The sequence below is a fragment of the Paraburkholderia sp. 31.1 genome, from assembly GCF_014397645.1.
GTDB classification, from domain to species: domain Bacteria; phylum Pseudomonadota; class Gammaproteobacteria; order Burkholderiales; family Burkholderiaceae; genus Paraburkholderia; species Paraburkholderia tuberum.
Genome location: NZ_VZQN01000007.1, coordinates 132417 through 148725 on the forward strand (window position 1 = coordinate 132417; position 16309 = coordinate 148725).

A 16309-nucleotide genomic window follows, 5' to 3' on the forward strand; every position below is an offset into this window, starting at 1 on the left:
CGAAACGTCGACGCTAATCCGCGCCGAATGGATGTCCTGACAAATATCGTCCTATCACGCCGATGGCTTGTTGAAGCGTTCCAGCCCCGCACTCACGAGGTCGATCGGCAGCGGAAACACGATCGTCGAGTTCTTGTCGGCGGCGATCGTCACCAGCGTCTGCAGATAGCGCAACTGCATCGCCTGCGGTTGCCGCGCGAGCGTCTGGGCCGCCTCCAGCAATTGCTTCGATGCCTGCAACTCGCCTTCCGCGTGAATCACCTTCGCGCGCCGTTCGCGCTCGGCTTCGGCCTGACGCGCAATCGCGCGGATCATCGTTTCATTGATATCGACGTGCTTGATCTCGACGATCGATACCTTGATGCCCCACGCGTCGGTTTGCGAGTCGAGCACTTTCTGGATGTCGGTGTTCAGCTGCTCGCGCTCGGACAGCAGCTGGTCGAGGTCGTGCTTGCCGAGCACCGCGCGCAGCGTCGTCTGCGCCAGCTGGCTGGTCGCCTCGAAGTAACGCGCGACCTGGATCACCGCCTTCTCCGGATCGACGACGCGGAAATACACGACCGCGTTGACCTTGACCGACACGTTGTCGCGCGTGATCACGTCTTGCGTCGGCACGTCGAACACGATGGTGCGCAAATCCATGCGCACCGCCTGCTGCACGATCGGAATGATCAATACGAGCCCGGGCCCCTTGACCTTCCAGAAGCGGCCGAGCATGAACACGACGCCGCGTTCGTACTCGCGAAAAATCCGCACCGACGACGCAATCAGCGCGACCACGAGCAGGATCAGGATGCTGCCGAAGCCGAATGTGAAGCCGATCATGAGCGTTCTCCTTGTAAGGCGTCGACCGACGTGACGGGCACCACGGTCAGTGTGAGGCCGTTGCGCGCCGTCACGCGCACGCTCTGACCCGGGGCGGCCGGCGTGGTGCTCGAGACGCGCCAGCGCTCGCCGTGCACGCGCGCCCAGCCGGCCAGCGGGCCGCCCGCCGCGTGTTCGGGTTCGGGCAGCAAGCCGCCGTCCAGCACCACGCCGACGCAGCCGATCAGCGCCTCCGAGCCCGTCACGACCGGCCGCCGCCGCGCGCGCAGCGCGAGCCGCGACACGCCGAGCACGAACGCGACGCTGAACACGACGACCGCGGCGATCAGCGGCAGCGGGATGCCGTAGCCGGGCACGTCGGTATCCATCAGCATCGTTGCGCCGACCACGAACGCGACCACGCCGCCGAAGCCGAGCGAGCCGAAGGTCGGCAGGAACGCTTCGCCGATCAGGAAGGCGATGCCGAGAAAGATCAGCCCGAGGCCGACGTAGCTGATGGGCAGCATCTGCATCGCGAACAGGCCGAGCAGCAGGCTGATCGCGCCGACTACGCCGGGCAGCACGAAGCCCGGATTGGCGAATTCGAAGAACAGGCCATACATGCCGAGCATCAGCAGAATCAGCGCGACGCTCGGATCGGTGATCACGGCGAGAAAGCGGCTGCGCCAGTCGGGTTCGAGCGTGATCAGCGGCGCATGCGCGGTGTGCAGCGTGACGCTGCCCGCGCTCGTGACGTACGTGCGGCCGTCCAGCTGGCGCAGCAGGTCCGGCACGTCGCGCGCGACGATATCGACGACGTGCTGCGCGAGCGCTTCCTCATCGGACAGGCTCACCGCTTCGCGGACCGCGCGCTCGGCCCACTCGGCGTTGCGGCCGCGCATCTGCGCGAGGCCGCGGATGTAGGCGGCGGCATCGTGAACCTGCTTGCGCAGTTCGGTCGATTGGGTGTCGAGCGGCAGAGCTCTGGCGGCTTCGGATGATGCGCCGGGTGACGCAGGCGCAGGCGCAGACGCGCCGCCAGGCGGCGTGCGCATGTCCGGCAGCCCCGGCGTGCCTGGGGTGGCTGGCGTTACCGGCGGGCCGCCGGCGGGCGGCTCGTTGCCGCCGATGCCCATCTGGATCGGCGTCGCGGCGCCGAGGTTGGTGCCCGGCGCCATCGCCGCGATATGGCTCGCGTAGACGATGTAGGTGCCGGCGCTGGCCGCGCGCGCGCCGCTCGGCGCGATGAAGGTCGCGACCGGCACCGGCGAGGCGAGGATCGCCTTGATGATCTGCCGCATCGACGTATCGAGGCCGCCGGGCGTATCGAGTTGCAGGACCGCGAGCTGTGCGCGCTGGCTGGCCGCGCGCTGCAAACCACGCACGATGAAATCGGCGGTGGCCGGTCCGATCGCGCCATTCACCGGAATCACGACGACGCTGTTGGCGGTCGCGGCGGCGACGTTCGCCGCGCTCGCCGCATTGGCCGCTTGCAGCGGCGCCAGCGCTTCGCGCGTCGCGAAGCCGAACGCGCATAGCACGCCGAGCACGGCGATGCCGCGCATCAAACGGCCCACGATGCCGCCACGGATAAGCGGCCTGCGCGGACCGGACTGCCGGAGCGGGAGACGCGGAGTCGTGTTCATCGCTGACGGCCGTCGCGCCAGCCGGTGCGAACCGGCGGCGCGGGCCCCTACCCTCGATCAAGGCTGGCCTGTTGCCGCTTAAAGCTTAGTCCGATTCGGCGCGTCGCGTGAGATCGAGCCCCGCGGCCCGGGCCGGCCGATAGTCGGTCGGGCGCATGCCGGTCCATTTGCGGAACGCGCGATGAAACGCGCTCGGCTCCGCGAAGCCGACGGCGTTGGCGATATCGGCGATGGTGCGCTGCGTGCGCTGCAGTTCGGCGATCGCGATGTCGCGCCGCAGCGCGTCCTTGATCGACTGATACGTGTGGCCCTCCTGCTTCAGGTGCCGCCGCATCGTCGCCTCGGCGACGTGCAGGCGCGCGGCCATCTGATCGGCCGCGGGCCAGCCCGACATCGGCAGCGCGCGCAGCGTCTTGCGCACGCGCGCGGCGAGCGAACCCGGATTGCGGTACTTGACGATGAAGCTGCCCGGCGCATCGCGCAGAAACGGCCGCGCCGAGCGCGAAGTCTGGATCACCGGCAGTTCCAGAAACGCAGGGTCGAGATCGACGGACGACTCCGGCTCGTCGAAATACATCTCTTCGCAGAACATCAGCCGGTATTCGTGCGCGGCCGGCGGCGCGGCGCAGCGAAAGCGCGCTTCGAGCAACGGAATGCGCCGGCCGACGAGCCAGCACACGAGCCCGTACACGAGGATGAAATACGTCGCGTAAGCGAACATCGCCGGCTTGCGCGTGCCCGCGCGCTCGACGAACTTCAGGCGCACGCGCTGCGCGTTGGTGTCGATCGTCGCGCCGAGATCGTCGAGCACGAGCCGCATGAAGCCGACCGCGCGCGCAAGCGCCTGCGCGCCGTTGCGCGCGCCCAGCGCCATCTGCGTCATCGCGATGAAGCTGCCGCTTTTCATCGGATGCGAGTCCTGGCCGAAGAATTCGTCGTCGAGCGCGCGTGCGATGCCGGCCCACAGCGCGCCGTATTGCGCCGACGATACGCGGCTTTTCGGCGATGCGAGCATCGCCGCGGCAATGCCGGCCGCTTCGGCGAGCGCTCGCGCGTCGAGGCCGCGCGCCGTCGCGAGCGCGAGCGTTTCCTCGACGAGACTGACGGAGATCGTGCCTTTGTCGCTTTTCATCGGGATTCGGCTTTTCTGGCAAAAGCGCTCAGCATAGGCTGGGTCGTGGTTCATGAAGCCCCTGAAATGGCGAGGCTTCATGCACGTGCATGGTAGCAGGATGGCAAAAGCGCTCAGCAAGAATGAGCGGAGCGAGCATCGAACGGCGCGGGCCGCTTGCCTACACTTGCCGCATCACCGCGATCGCCAGCACGGCCGTCAGCACCAACGAGGACGCAGTCATGGACAGCTTCTACACCGACGAACAACGGATGATCCGCGACGCCGCGCGCGACTTCGCGACCGAATGTCTCGCGCCGCACGCGGCGCAATGGGATCGCGACGCGCAACTGCCGGCCGGGGTCGTCGCGCAACTGGGCGAACTCGGCTTTCTGGGCATGATGGTGCCGGCCGAGTGGGGCGGCACCTACACCGATTACGTCGCCTATGCGCTCGCGCTGGAAGAGATCGCGGCCGGTTGCGCCGCCTGCGCGACGCTGATGAGCGTGCACAACTCGGTCGGCTGCGCGCCGATCCTGAACTTCGGCAGCGCCGCGCAGAAAGACCGCTATCTGCGCGAGCTCGCCAGCGGCCGGACGATCGGCGCGTTCTGCCTGACCGAGCCGCAGGCGGGCTCCGAGGCGAACAATCTGCGCACCCGCGCTGAGCGGCGCGACGGGCAGTGGATTCTGAACGGCAGCAAGCAGTTCGTGACCAATGGTGCGCGCGCCGGTCTCGCAATCGTGTTCGCGGTCACCGATCCCGAGCGCGGTAAGCGCGGCCTGTCCGCCTTCATCGTGCCGACCTCGACGCCGGGTTTCGACGTCGGTCGGCCGGAGCACAAGCTCGGCATTCGCGCGTCCGACACCTGTCCGATCTCGCTCGATCAGTGCGCGGTGCCCGAGGCCAATCTGCTCGGCGAGCCGGGCGAGGGTCTGCGCATCGCGCTGTCGAATCTCGAAGGCGGACGCATCGGCATCGCCGCGCAGGCAGTCGGCATTGCGCGCGCCGCGTTCGACGCCGCGCGCCGCTACGCGAACGAGCGCGAACAGTTCGGCAAGCCGCTGAAAGACCACCAGACGATCGCGAACATGCTTGCCGACATGGCGACGCGCCTGAATGCCGCGCGCCTGCTCGTGCATCACGCGGCACGGCTGCGCTCGGCGGGGCGGCCGTGTCTGTCGGAGGCGTCGCAGGCGAAGCTTTTTGCGTCGGAGCTTGCGGAGGAGATCTGTTCGAACGCGATCCAGATTCATGGTGGCTACGGCTATCTGGAGGACTATGCGGTCGAGCGCCACTATCGGGATGCACGGATCACGCAGATTTACGAAGGGACGAGCGAAGTGCAGCGGATGGTGATCGCGCGCCATGTTTGAGGGCGGCGTTTGAGCGCACAATAGCCTGGCCGTGGATGCTCGCCTGGATCACCGCGGCCAAAATAACCGAGCGCGCCCCGCGCCACTCGCAACTACGTTGCATGGGACCGGAGTAAGCGCTAAAGCGCTAACTCTGGTCGACAGGAGACGACGATGACAGCAGCGAAAGCCTTTCTCGAAGCGCGCGATCTGCTAGTGCGCCATCGCACCGACTACGAGCGCGCGTACCGCGAATTCGCGTGGCCCGCGCTCGGCGAGTTCAACTGGGCGCTCGACTACTTCGACGCGATCGCGCATGACAACGACAACCCCGCGCTGTGGATCGTCGACGATCCTTCCAGCGACGGCCTGCGTCTGTCGTACGCGCAGATGTCGGAGCGCTCGTCGCGGATGGCGAACTTTCTGCGCGGCGCGGGCGTCGGCCGCGGCGACCGTGTGCTGCTGATGCTGCCGAACCGCGTCGAGCTATGGGACGTCATGCTCGCCGCGATGAAGCTCGGCGCGATCGTGCTGCCCGCCACCACGCAGCTATCCGCCGAGGACGTGCGCGACCGCGTGCAGATCGGCGGCGCGAAGTTCGTCGTGGTCGACAGCGCGGAGCTGGGCAAATTCGATGCGCTCGACGTGCCGCTCACCCGCCTGTCGGTTGGTGCGCCGCGCGACGGCTGGATCGATGTTGCCGCCGCGTACGAGGCTTCGCCGCATTTCACGCCGGACGGCGTCACCCACGCCAGCGATCCGCTGTTGCTGTACTTCACGTCCGGCACCACCTCGAAGCCGAAGCTGGTCGAGCATACGCACCAGAGCTATCCGGTCGGACATCTGTCGACGATGTACTGGATCGGCCTGCAACCCGGCGACATCCATTGGAACATCAGCTCGCCGGGCTGGGCCAAGCATGCGTGGAGCTGCTTCTTCGCGCCATGGAACGCGCAGGCATGCGTGTTCGTGTTCAACGTCCCGCGCTTCGTGCCGAAAGACACACTCGCCGCGCTCGTGCGCTTCAACGTCACCACGCTGTGCGCGCCGCCGACCGTCTGGCGCATGCTCGTGCAGGAGCCGCTCGGCGACTATCCGGTGAAGCTGCGCGAAATCGTCGGCGCCGGCGAGCCGCTGAATCCGGAGGTCATCGAGCGCGTCAGGCACGCGTGGGGCATTACGATTCGCGATGGCTACGGCCAGACCGAAACGACCTGCCAGATCGGCAATTCGCCGGGCCAGCCGGTCGTGGCCGGCTCGATGGGGCGTCCGTTGCCGGGCTACCGGGTCGAGCTGCTCGACGCCGACGACCACCCGGTCGGCGAAGGCGAAATCGCGCTGCCGCTCGCCGAACGGCCGCTCGGCCTGATGACGGGTTACGCGAACAACCCCAACGCGACCGCGCAGTCGATGCGCAACGGCCTCTATCGCACGTCGGATGTCGCGCTGCGTCGCGACGACGGCTACTACGTGTACGTCGGCCGCTCGGACGACGTGTTCAAGTCGTCCGACTATCGCCTGAGTCCGTTCGAACTCGAAAGCGTGCTGATCGAACACGAGGCGATCGGCGAGGCGGCCGTCGTGCCGAGCGCGGACGCGTTGCGTCTGGCGGTGCCGAAGGCGTTCGTCACCGTGCGTCACGGCTACGAAGCCGGTCCCGAACTCGCGCGCGCGGTGTTCGCGTTCTCGCGTGAAAAACTCGCGCCGTACAAGCGGATTCGCCGTCTGCAATTCAGTGAACTGCCGAAGACGATCTCCGGCAAGATCCGCCGCGTCGAATTGCGGCGCCGCGAAATGGAGCGCGCAGCCGAGCCCGCGCGTCTGCCGGACGAGTATTGGGAAGAGGATTTTCCCGACTTGCGGTGACTGTCTTTATTCCTCGCCATTGCTGGTTTGCCGCCCCGGTTTGAATCGCACGTGTTGAATTCGAGCTTCGGATTCGACGCGTCGGGGCACTGTTTTCTAAATCACAGGAGTTTCAGCATGAGCACCCTTGCTTCGAACGAGACCGGCCGCGACGTTGCCGGCGCCGTGGCCGCCGTCAAACTGCTGATCAACGGCGAGTTCGTCGAATCGAAGACGACCGAGTGGCGCGACATCGTGAACCCGGCCACGCAGGCGGTCCTCGCGCGCGTGCCGTTCGCGACCGTCGCGGAAGTCGACGCAGCGGTGCGCAGCGCGCATGCCGCGTTCAAAACGTGGAAGGACACGCCGATCGGCGCGCGCATGCGCATCATGCTGAAGTACCAGGCGCTGATTCGCGAGCATATGCCGCGCATCGCGAAGACGCTGTCGGCCGAGCAAGGCAAGACGATTCCCGATGCCGAGGGCGACATCTTCCGCGGTCTGGAAGTCGTCGAGCACGCGTGTTCGATCGGCACGTTGCAGCAGGGGGAGTTCGCCGAGAACGTCGCCGGTGGTGTGGACACCTACACGCTGCGCCAGCCGCTCGGCGTATGCGTCGGCATCACGCCGTTCAATTTTCCCGCGATGATCCCGCTGTGGATGTTCCCGATGGCGCTCGTGTGCGGCAATACCTTCGTGCTGAAGCCATCCGAGCAGGACCCGCTGTCGACGATGCAGCTCGTCGAACTCGCGCTCGAAGCCGGCGTGCCGAAGGGCGTGCTGAACGTCGTGCACGGCGGCAAGGAAGTCGTCGATGCGCTGTGCACGCATGAACTGGTGAAGGCGATTTCGTTCGTCGGCTCGACGGCGGTCGGCACGCACGTGTATCGCCTCGGCAGCGAACACGGCAAGCGAGTGCAGTCGATGATGGGCGCGAAGAACCACGCGGTCGTGCTGCCCGACGCGAATCGCGAACAGACCCTCAACGCGCTCGCCGGCGCCGCGTTCGGCGCGGCCGGTCAGCGCTGCATGGCGAGTTCGGTGGCGGTGCTGGTCGGCGCCGCGCGCGAGTGGCTGCCCGAGCTCGTCGCGAAGGCGAAGACGCTGAAGGTCAACGCGGGTCACGAGCCGGGCACCGATGTCGGGCCGGTCGTGTCGCGCGCCGCGAAGCAGCGCATTCTCGGTCTGATCGACGCTGGCGTGAAAGAGGGCGCGACGCTCGTGCTCGACGGCCGCGATGTGAACGTGCACGGCTACGAGCAGGGCAACTTCATCGGCCCGACGGTGTTCACCGACGTGTCGGCCGACATGGAAATCTACCGCACCGAAATCTTCGGGCCGGTGCTCGCGGTGCTGAACGTCGCGACGCTCGACGATGCGATCGCGCTCGTCAACGCCAACCCGTTCGGCAACGGCGTCGGCCTCTTCACGCAAAGCGGCGCGGCGGCGCGCAAGTTCCAGAGCGAGATCGATATCGGCCAGGTCGGTATCAACATTCCTATCCCGGTGCCGGTGCCGTTTTTCAGCTTCACCGGTTCGCGCGGCTCGAAGCTTGGCGATCTCGGTCCCTACGGCAAGCAGGTCGTGCAGTTTTACACGCAGACCAAGACGGTCACCGCGCGCTGGTTCGACGACGACACCGTCAACGATGGCGTCAACACGACGATCCGCCTGCGTTGAAGGCACTGAGGGCACACCCGGAGACGACACCATGAAAATAGGCTTTATCGGACTCGGCAATATGGGCGCGCCGATGGCGCTGAACCTGCTGAAGGCGGGCCACGCGCTCACCGTGTTCGACCTCAGCGCGCAAGCTCTGCGCACGCTCGTCGACGCGGGCGCGCAGCCGGCCCGCTCACCGCAAGCCGCCGCGAGCGACGTCGAATGCGTGATCACGATGCTGCCCGCCGCGGCTCACGTGCGCAGCGTGCTCGTCGCGGACGATGGCATCCTCGCCGGCATCGCGCCGGGCGTGCCGATCATCGATTCGAGCACGATCGATCCCGCCAGCGTGAAAGCGTTTGCCGAACTCGCCGCGGCTCATGGCAACAACTTCGTCGATGCACCGGTCTCGGGCGGCACGGGCGGCGCGGCGGCGGGCACGCTGACCTTCATGGTCGGCGGCAGTGCGAGCGCGTACGAGCAGGTCAAGCCAGTGCTGTCGGCGATGGGAAAAAACATCGTGCATTGCGGCGACACCGGCACGGGCCAGGTCGCGAAGATCTGCAACAACCTCGTGCTCGGCATCTCGATGGCGGGCGTCGCCGAGGCGATGTCGCTCGGCGAGGCGCTCGGTATCGACACGAAGGTGCTCGGTGGCATCATCAATACGTCGACCGGGCGCTGCTGGAGTTCGGACACGTATAACCCGATGCCGGGCGTGATCGAGACCGCGCCGTCTTCGCGCGGCTATACCGGCGGCTTCGGCACCGACCTGATGCTGAAAGATCTCGGCCTCGCCACCGATGCCGCGCGCGGCGTGCGTCAACCGGTCTATCTCGGCGCGCTCGCGCAGCAGCTTTATCAAACGATGAGCGCGAACGGCGCGGGGCGCCTGGACTTTTCGGCGGTGATCAAGCTGTATCGCTCGCGTGAGCGCGGCGGTAACGGCCAGGGAGGCACGCAATGATCGACCTCGATTACGCACATGACGGCGCCGTTGCTTTGATCACGTTGAAACGGCCCCCCGCGAACGCTTTCACGCCTGACGGTCTGCTGCAATTGCAACGCACCGTCGCGCAGTTGAACGCCGATGCGCGCGTGCGCGCGCTCGTGATCACCGGCGACGGTCCGAAGTTTTTCAGCGCGGGCGCCGATCTGAACACGTTCGCCGACGGCAATCGCGAAGTCGCGCGCACCGCGGCCGCGCGTTTCGGCGCGGCCTTCGAGGCGCTGCAGAACGCGCGGCCCGTTGTCATCGCGGCGCTCAACGGCTTTGCGATGGGCGGCGGTCTCGAATGCGCGCTCGCCTGCGATATCCGCATCGCCGAGCAGCATGCGGTGCTGGCGCTCCCCGAGACGGCGGTCGGTCTGTTGCCATGCGGCTGCGGCACGCAGACGCTGCCGTGGCTCGTCGGCGAAGGCTGGGCCAAGCGGATGATTCTGACCGGCGAGCGCGTCGATGCGGCGACCGCGCTCAGCATCGGTCTCGTCGAAGAAGTGGTGGAGCGCGGCGCCGCGCGTGAAGCCGCGTTGAACATGGCGCAGCGCGTCACCGGTTTGAGCCCGCAGGCGGTCAGCTTCAGCAAGGAGCTGATCCATCAGGCGCGGCATGGCGTGCCGCGCGCCGCCGCGCTCGCGCTAGAACGCGAGCGCTTCGTCGATCTGTTCGATGGCGCCGATCAGCGCGAGGGCGTCAACGCGTTCCTCGAAAAACGCGCGCCGCGCTGGCAGACGAGCCGTGCATCGCGGGAGACGCAGCGATGAGCACTTTGCGCGGCTTTGCGGTCGAAATGCGCGACACGACGAACACGCAAGCCGAACCCGACGTGCTGTTTCGCGTCGTCAACCGCGTGGCGATCATCACGCTGAACCGGCCTGCCGCGCTCAACGCGCTGTCGCACGCGATGGTGCGCGAACTCGCGGTGCTGGTCGAGCATTGCCGCACCGATGCCAGGATCGTCGCGCTGGTGCTGAAGGGCGCTGGCGACAAGGGCTTTTGCGCGGGCGGCGACGTGCGCGAGGTACATCGGCTCGCGACGCAGGGCGACCCACGCTGGCTCGCGTTCTTCGTCGACGAGTACCGGCTCGATTACGCGTTGCACACGTTTCCGAAGCCGGTGGTCGCGCTGCTCGACGGCATCGCGATGGGCGGCGGCATCGCGATGGGCGGCGGCATGGGCCTCGGCCAGGCGGCGCGGCTGCGCATCGTGACCGAACGCAGCCGCATCGCGATGCCGGAGACGCGCATCGGCTTCCTGCCCGACGTCGGCGCGAGCCGCTTTCTGAGCGTGATGCCGGCCGAGCTTGCGCTGTATGTCGGGCTGACCGGCGCGACGCTAGCGGGCGCCGACGCGATGCGCCTGCAACTGGCCGACCTGTGCGTGCCGGCCGACTGGCTCGCGAGCTTCGAGGAACGTTTGCAGCGCATGTCGCACGACGGCGAGCGCATCGACGCGCTGCGCGCCGTGTTCGAGCCGCCGTGCAACATCGTGCCGCACGCGCCGCTCGGCGCGCTGACGCAACTGATCCTGCGCCACTTCGACCGGCGTTCGGGCGTCGAGCGCATCGTCGCGACACTGCGTCAGGATCTCGAACGCGAACCGCCGCGCGAGGTGCGGCAATGGCTGCAAGCGACCTACGACGCACTGACTGCCCATTCGCCGACGATGCTGCACGTGACGCGCGAAGCGCTGCTGCGCGGCCGGCAGATGACGCTTGCCGAATGCTTCCGGATGGAGCTCGGCATCGTGAAGCGCTCGATCGAGGAAGGCGATTTCCGCGAGGGCGTGCGCGCGCAACTGATCGACAAGGACCGTCGGCCGCGCTGGTCACCGGCGACGCTCGCCGATGTGCAACCCGAGCGCGTGCGGCATTTCCTGAGTTCGCCGTGGCATGGCGACGCGCATCCACTCGCGGCGCTGGGCGCGGAGCATGGCGACTGACTTGCGCGGCGTATCGCATGCCGCGCGGGGCGCGCGGCCCGGCGCACCCGCGCCCGCCCTTAGGTCTGCTTGGCATGTCCCGCCCATCAGCCGCCGGTGCCAATTGTGGTCTGGCGGACACAGACTACGCGCGCCAATTGACATCTTTCCGGGCGCAATCTTAGATAGATAGTTCAGCCCCGTCCCGACCGGCAAAGCCTGCTCGCAGCCCTCATCACGGCGCTCGTCCGACCTACGGTGCGTTTATACGTCACCGCTTCCCGCATTTCCGTGCTCTTGATCGATCAGGAGGCAATGCGTATGGAAAAGCCGTCAGATGAGAGTCGCCGCTCCAAACCGTTCGGCGACAAACCCGCTTCCCACCTCGAGCGGGGCCCTCATGCAAAAAAGCTCGCCCTCACCGCGCTAGGAGGCATTGCGGTTCTGGTGGGCAGCGGTATCTACTGGGTGGTGACCTTTTCGCATCGCGTGCCGGATGCGGATTGCTTTCCTCCCGGCATCGAGTGCGTTAAAAAGATCGCCGCGGTGATGAAGGAAGTCAGCGACGCCGATCGCGCAACCAGCATGGGCGAGAGCTGGCTGCTTGCGTTGCTGGTCACGGCCTTCACGTTCCTCGTGTTCTATGTCCACATTTGCCGTGGAGAAGAAGAACGGGCGCGGACCATCGCGGAACGCGAGTTCGAGCAGAAGAAGCGTATCGCGGAAGAGGAAGGCGAGGCCGCTCCCGACGTCGACTCCCGCTCGAAGGGGGTAGTCGGCATCCTGCGAAGCTGGTTCGCGTCGCGCTGGTGCATTCCGGTGTTCTGCTACGTCCCGGCGGTATTGCTGTTCGGCGGAGAGATATGGGAGGGCTATACCGATGCGGTCGTACTCGCATTGGCGCTCGCCGCCATTTACGTGGCCGCGGAACACTATTGCGCGCTCGAGCAGCAACGCAAGCTCGTCGACGAGCAGGAAGCGGTGCTCGAGACCATCCGCAAGGAGCTCAGCGACAAGGTGGCCAGCATCGATAACGCTATGGGAACCCGCTATGGTCTTCGCGTGATCTACGACGCCTATCGCGACCCGAACCACGACCAGTCCCGCGCAGAGGAGAGGAAGCGCTTGCAGCCGGGCGCGGCGCACCAGGCTCACGGCGGCGCGGCGAACGTTCAGGAGTCTGAAAAAGGCATTTTTTCGATCTATCGTTTCTTCGATATCGACAAGCAATGGTGGGCGCGCGAGTCCTGGGACGGCTATCGCAGCAGCCCCGCGGCGACGCTCTATCGGACCTTGAAGGAAGGCGCGCGCACGAAGATGACGCTGGTGACGCCTCTCGAATATCCCGAGTTCGACGACGGCTCGATGCAGGACAAGGCACTCTTCTTCGGCAAGTTCATTGGACTCGTATGGCATTACGTCGTGCTGTGGCACGTACGGCGCGCGCTCGAGGCCGACTCGAAAGACGTCGTGTGCGAACACAAGATCCGCATTGCGCAGACTTCGCTGTGGCTGCATGTGGTCGACCGGACCGTCTATCAGATTCTCGGCGACGATCGCGGCAAGGACGTCAAGGTGCGCAACCTGACGCACGACATGGATGAGATCTCGGTATCGCTCGCCCGCTGGGCCAAGCGTGAAATTCAAACGCTGGCGGCGCGTGGCCCGACCGTCGAGGAGTACATCTGCACCTGCCTGACCGATGCCCATCAGGCCATACCCGCGGACGGCGCGGCCACCTTCGGACAGAACGAGGATCACGTACTCGAAAGACTCGGATTCAAGGAATGGGCGAACGAAGGAGACGCGCCATCGGGAATTCGCAAGCGAGTGTTGGCCGCGCGCTGCAAGGGATTGATCCGGGATGCCGTGGCGATCATCGCCACGTCCGAGCCGAGGCAGACGGCGACCATCGACGGCCAATACGATCCGTCGATCGAAGAGATAGCGGCGGAGGTCGAGTGATGACTACTTCCATCGATGCGATGCTGGCCGACCTGGAGATCATCAGCGACCTGGTGATGTCCATCGTGGTACCGACGAAAAACACGGACCGGTCGAACTTCACGACGCCGATCTCGCTGATGGTCAGACACCACCTGGTCGGCGGGCAGTCGCCGCTTGCCGGTCGCGACGTGCGCGGTCTCGTCGACCGGCTCAAGCACTGCGCCGGCGCGCTGTGCAAGGTCGGATCGGGCAAGAAGCTGCTCGCCGATTCGCAGTTGATGCGGGGCATTCCTGCGGCGCCATATCAGGCGAATCAGTTCTACGTCGAGTTGCTGACGGCGGTGTCGCTCGGTCTTTACTTTCTCGGCGTGCCGATTGGCGAGCCGTGGGACCTGGTGCAGACCTGGGCCGACGAGGAGGGCGGCGGACTACCGAACGGCATCTGCGTGGCGAAGGCGATCGGCGATATCGTGCGCTCGTCGCGCAAGTGGCATCCGACGCTGCCGGTGGAAGCCGACGCGAACGAGCGCGCCAAACGCAGGGCGTCGACGGATCTGATCGTCCATTCGTTCCTGCCGATGATCCTGTTTCGCGATCTGATCCTGTGGGGCGGCGGACAGCCGGAACCGGAGAATTCCGGGCTGCCGGAACATCCGTCGATCCGCAGTCAGACGGCGACCGGACCCACCGAAGGCGACGAGTCGGATGAACGGTCTTTGCTCGTGCCGTCGATCCATGCGTTGGGCCGCTGTTACGAAGTGTTGCAACTGCAACTTTACCTGAGGGCCGGTTATCCGATTTACTATGCCGTGCCACAGGCCATTCTGAAGACCGAAATTTTGCGGTCCTGCGCGGCGGGAAAATCCACCGAGGAGTGCTGGGAAGAAATGTGCACGTTCCTGCGTGACAAGATCTTCCGCGGCAAACTGCCCGACGCCGGCAATCTGCAGAAGCAGTGCGTCTACGTGATCGACCGGACCAAGCCTCCCGCGTGCTTCATCAATCACGATGCGGGGCTGCTGACCTTCGAAGGCATCGATCTCGACGTGGGCAGCCGCGAACTGCCGCTACCGGCGAGTTACATGCTCGATGAACGCAGGGAGCGCTACCGCAAGAGAGTGCTTTCGTTCAAGCCGGCCGATGACGAAGCCGCGCTGCGAAACCTCTTGAATGGCGCAAAGAACAAGGAACTTTTCAAGCATATCTTTCATGGCGCGAAAGATGATCATCCTGATCCGGCTCACGGCAAGGATGCCGCCAACGACGCCGCGAAGGACACCGTCACGGTGAGGTGACGATGCGCGGCGCACCGGGTATCGGGAACGCCGGATGCTAGGAATTTTAAGGTTGCTCCGACGCGGATCGCCTCTGGCGAAGCGATCCGCGCCATAACGAGGCGCGTCGCGCCGTACGTTGGCTGTTTCGTTGCAACGCCAGCAGGCAACTCCACAGTCAAACCTGGCAGGAAGGCACCATGGACAGGAATCGTGTAGAAGGTACAGCGAAGGAGCTCAAGGGCTCGGTCAAGGAAGCGATTGGCAAGGTCACCGGCAATCGCGCGAAACAGGCCGAAGGAGCGGCCGAAAAAATAGCCGGCAGGATACAGGCGAGAATCGGCGAAGAAACGGAACAGGTACCAGAGCGTGTGAAGAGTTAGCGAGCCGAAACTTCACGTACCCGCAGCTTCATTTATCCCGCCCCCCGGTTTCGGGCGCATCAAGTCAGGCACGCAAGCCGTGCAGTGACGCACCGCGTGCGTAGCGCCTCGCACGCTGCCGGTGCTCGCCGCGTCGCGCCCTCGCGGCGCGGCGTTCGACACCCGGAACGTGTAAATTTCTGTTACGGTCCAGAGTCAGCCGGCGCACTCGTCGCGCCGGCGCCGCATCGCCCATTCGAGGACGCTTCATGCTGGGATTCGACGTCGGCGCGGCCAGGAAAGTCTGGACCGCGTCTCTGCTCGCGCTGCTATTTTTCCTCATCTATATCGCGTCGACGACGGTGCTCGTCGTCGTGTTCGCGGTGTTTTTCAGCTATCTGATCTACCCGATGGTGGTGCTGGTCGAACGCGTGAGGCCGCGCCGCATGCCGCGCGTGGTGTCGATCGCGGTCGTGTTCGTCGTCGTGGTCGCGCTGCTCGCGGTGGTTGGCTCACTGTTCGGCGTGGAATTGCAGGATCAGGCGACGCGCCTCTTCACGCAACTGCCCGCGCTGCTGCGCACCGATGTGCCGAACCGTTTTCCGCTGCCGCATTTTCTCGAACCGCTGCGCGAGCGGATCGTCGATTTCGTGCGCAGCCAGATCGAGACCGGCTCGGACAACGCCGTGCCGTTGGCGCGCAGCCTCGGGCTCGGTGTCGTCCACGCGGCGAGCAACCTGATCTACCTGGTGCTGATTCCAATCCTGAGCTTCCTGCTGATCAAGGACGGCGAACGGATGCGCGACGCGTTTCTGGGTTTGCTGAACAGCCGGCATCGCGTGCTGTGGAACGAGATCGTCGACGATCTGAACGTGCTGCTGTCGAAGTACGTGCGCGCGCTGCTGTTTCTGTCGCTCGCCACGCTATTTAGCTACGGCGTCGTGTTCTCGCTGCTCGGCGTGCCGTACGCGTTTCTGCTCGCGGTCAGCGCGGGGCTGCTCGAATTCGTGCCGTTCGCGGGGCCGCTTGCCGCGGTCGCGATCACGCTCGTGGTCGCCGTGTTCAGCGGCTATCCGCACCTGTTGTGGCTCGTGATTTTTATCGGGCTGTACCGGCTGTTCCAGGACTACGTGCTCAATCCGTATCTGATGAGCGAAGGCGTCGAGGTCAGTCCGTTTCTGGTGATCGTCGGACTGCTCGCGGGCGACCAGCTTGGCGGCGTCGCTGGGATTTTTCTCGCGGTGCCCGTGATCGCGACGCTGAAAATCGTGATCGGCCGGGCGCGCGTGTTTTACTCGGCGTCGCACGGGCAGGGCGAGGCCGCGCGGCGCGCGCTGACGGGCAGCACCGACGATGAGGCGTAACGCGCGGCGCGCAGTTGG

The 16309-nt window shown here is 65.8% G+C and carries 13 protein-coding genes; 10 read left to right on the top strand and 3 right to left on the bottom strand.

Translation table 11 applies throughout. From position 1 onward, the window contains the following. Positions 1-54 precede the first annotated feature (54 nt). The 3 genes from F6X37_RS06865 to F6X37_RS06875 all read right to left on the bottom strand — a co-directional run bounded on the left by F6X37_RS06865 (position 55) and on the right by F6X37_RS06875 (position 3582). Positions 55-825: a slipin family protein gene (locus F6X37_RS06865; RefSeq protein ID WP_184031463.1), complete on the bottom strand. Its 771-nt coding sequence runs from the start codon at positions 823-825 to the stop codon at positions 55-57. Continuing rightward, positions 822-2450: an NfeD family protein gene (locus F6X37_RS06870; protein WP_187610764.1), complete on the bottom strand. Its 1629-nt coding sequence runs from the start codon at positions 2448-2450 to the stop codon at positions 822-824. Before F6X37_RS06870 ends, F6X37_RS06865 begins: the two co-directional genes overlap by 4 nt. Positions 2451-2535: 85 nt before the next feature. After that, positions 2536-3582 carry an AraC family transcriptional regulator gene (locus F6X37_RS06875; RefSeq protein WP_187610765.1) on the bottom strand — a complete coding sequence of 349 codons (1047 nt, stop codon included), beginning with the start codon at positions 3580-3582 and terminating at the stop codon, positions 2536-2538. Between the two features lie 221 nt (positions 3583-3803). On the opposite strand from F6X37_RS06875, the gene F6X37_RS06880 reads away from it, so the two are divergent. The 10 genes from F6X37_RS06880 to F6X37_RS06925 all read left to right on the top strand — a co-directional run bounded on the left by F6X37_RS06880 (position 3804) and on the right by F6X37_RS06925 (position 16291). Next, on the top strand, positions 3804-4937 hold the full coding sequence (locus tag F6X37_RS06880) for an acyl-CoA dehydrogenase family protein (protein ID WP_187610813.1): 1134 nt from the start codon (positions 3804-3806) through the stop codon (positions 4935-4937). A 153-nt stretch (positions 4938-5090) separates the two neighbouring features. After that, positions 5091-6782: an AMP-binding protein gene (locus F6X37_RS06885; RefSeq protein WP_187610766.1), complete on the top strand. Its 1692-nt coding sequence runs from the start codon at positions 5091-5093 to the stop codon at positions 6780-6782. Positions 6783-6899: 117 nt separating this feature from the next. Further along, a complete protein-coding gene (locus F6X37_RS06890; RefSeq protein WP_187610767.1) occupies positions 6900-8441 on the top strand; it encodes a CoA-acylating methylmalonate-semialdehyde dehydrogenase in 1542 nt (513 codons plus the stop codon). 31 nt (positions 8442-8472) lie between these two features. Then, entirely contained in the window at positions 8473-9390 is a 918-nt protein-coding gene (mmsB, locus tag F6X37_RS06895; protein WP_187610768.1) for a 3-hydroxyisobutyrate dehydrogenase, read from the top strand. After that, entirely contained in the window at positions 9387-10187 is an 801-nt protein-coding gene (locus tag F6X37_RS06900) for an enoyl-CoA hydratase (protein ID WP_187610769.1), read from the top strand. The genes mmsB and F6X37_RS06900 overlap by 4 nt, the downstream gene beginning before the upstream one ends. Next, entirely contained in the window at positions 10184-11365 is a 1182-nt protein-coding gene (locus tag F6X37_RS06905; protein WP_187610770.1) for an enoyl-CoA hydratase/isomerase family protein, read from the top strand. The genes F6X37_RS06900 and F6X37_RS06905 overlap by 4 nt, the downstream gene beginning before the upstream one ends. Positions 11366-11665: 300 nt before the next feature. Then, the gene (locus tag F6X37_RS06910; protein ID WP_187610771.1) at positions 11666-13309 is read left to right on the top strand and encodes a hypothetical protein; all 1644 of its coding nucleotides are present in this window, start codon (positions 11666-11668) and stop codon (positions 13307-13309) included. Beyond that, entirely contained in the window at positions 13309-14586 is a 1278-nt protein-coding gene (locus F6X37_RS06915; protein WP_222944778.1) for a hypothetical protein, read from the top strand. The genes F6X37_RS06910 and F6X37_RS06915 overlap by 1 nt, the downstream gene beginning before the upstream one ends. 179 nt (positions 14587-14765) lie before the next feature. Continuing rightward, complete coding sequence (locus F6X37_RS06920; RefSeq protein WP_184066114.1) at positions 14766-14948, top strand: CsbD family protein; 183 nt, start codon at positions 14766-14768, stop codon at positions 14946-14948. Between the two features lie 248 nt (positions 14949-15196). Then, the gene (locus F6X37_RS06925; RefSeq protein WP_187610773.1) at positions 15197-16291 is read left to right on the top strand and encodes an AI-2E family transporter; all 1095 of its coding nucleotides are present in this window, start codon (positions 15197-15199) and stop codon (positions 16289-16291) included. The last annotated feature ends 18 nt before the right edge of the window (positions 16292-16309 follow it).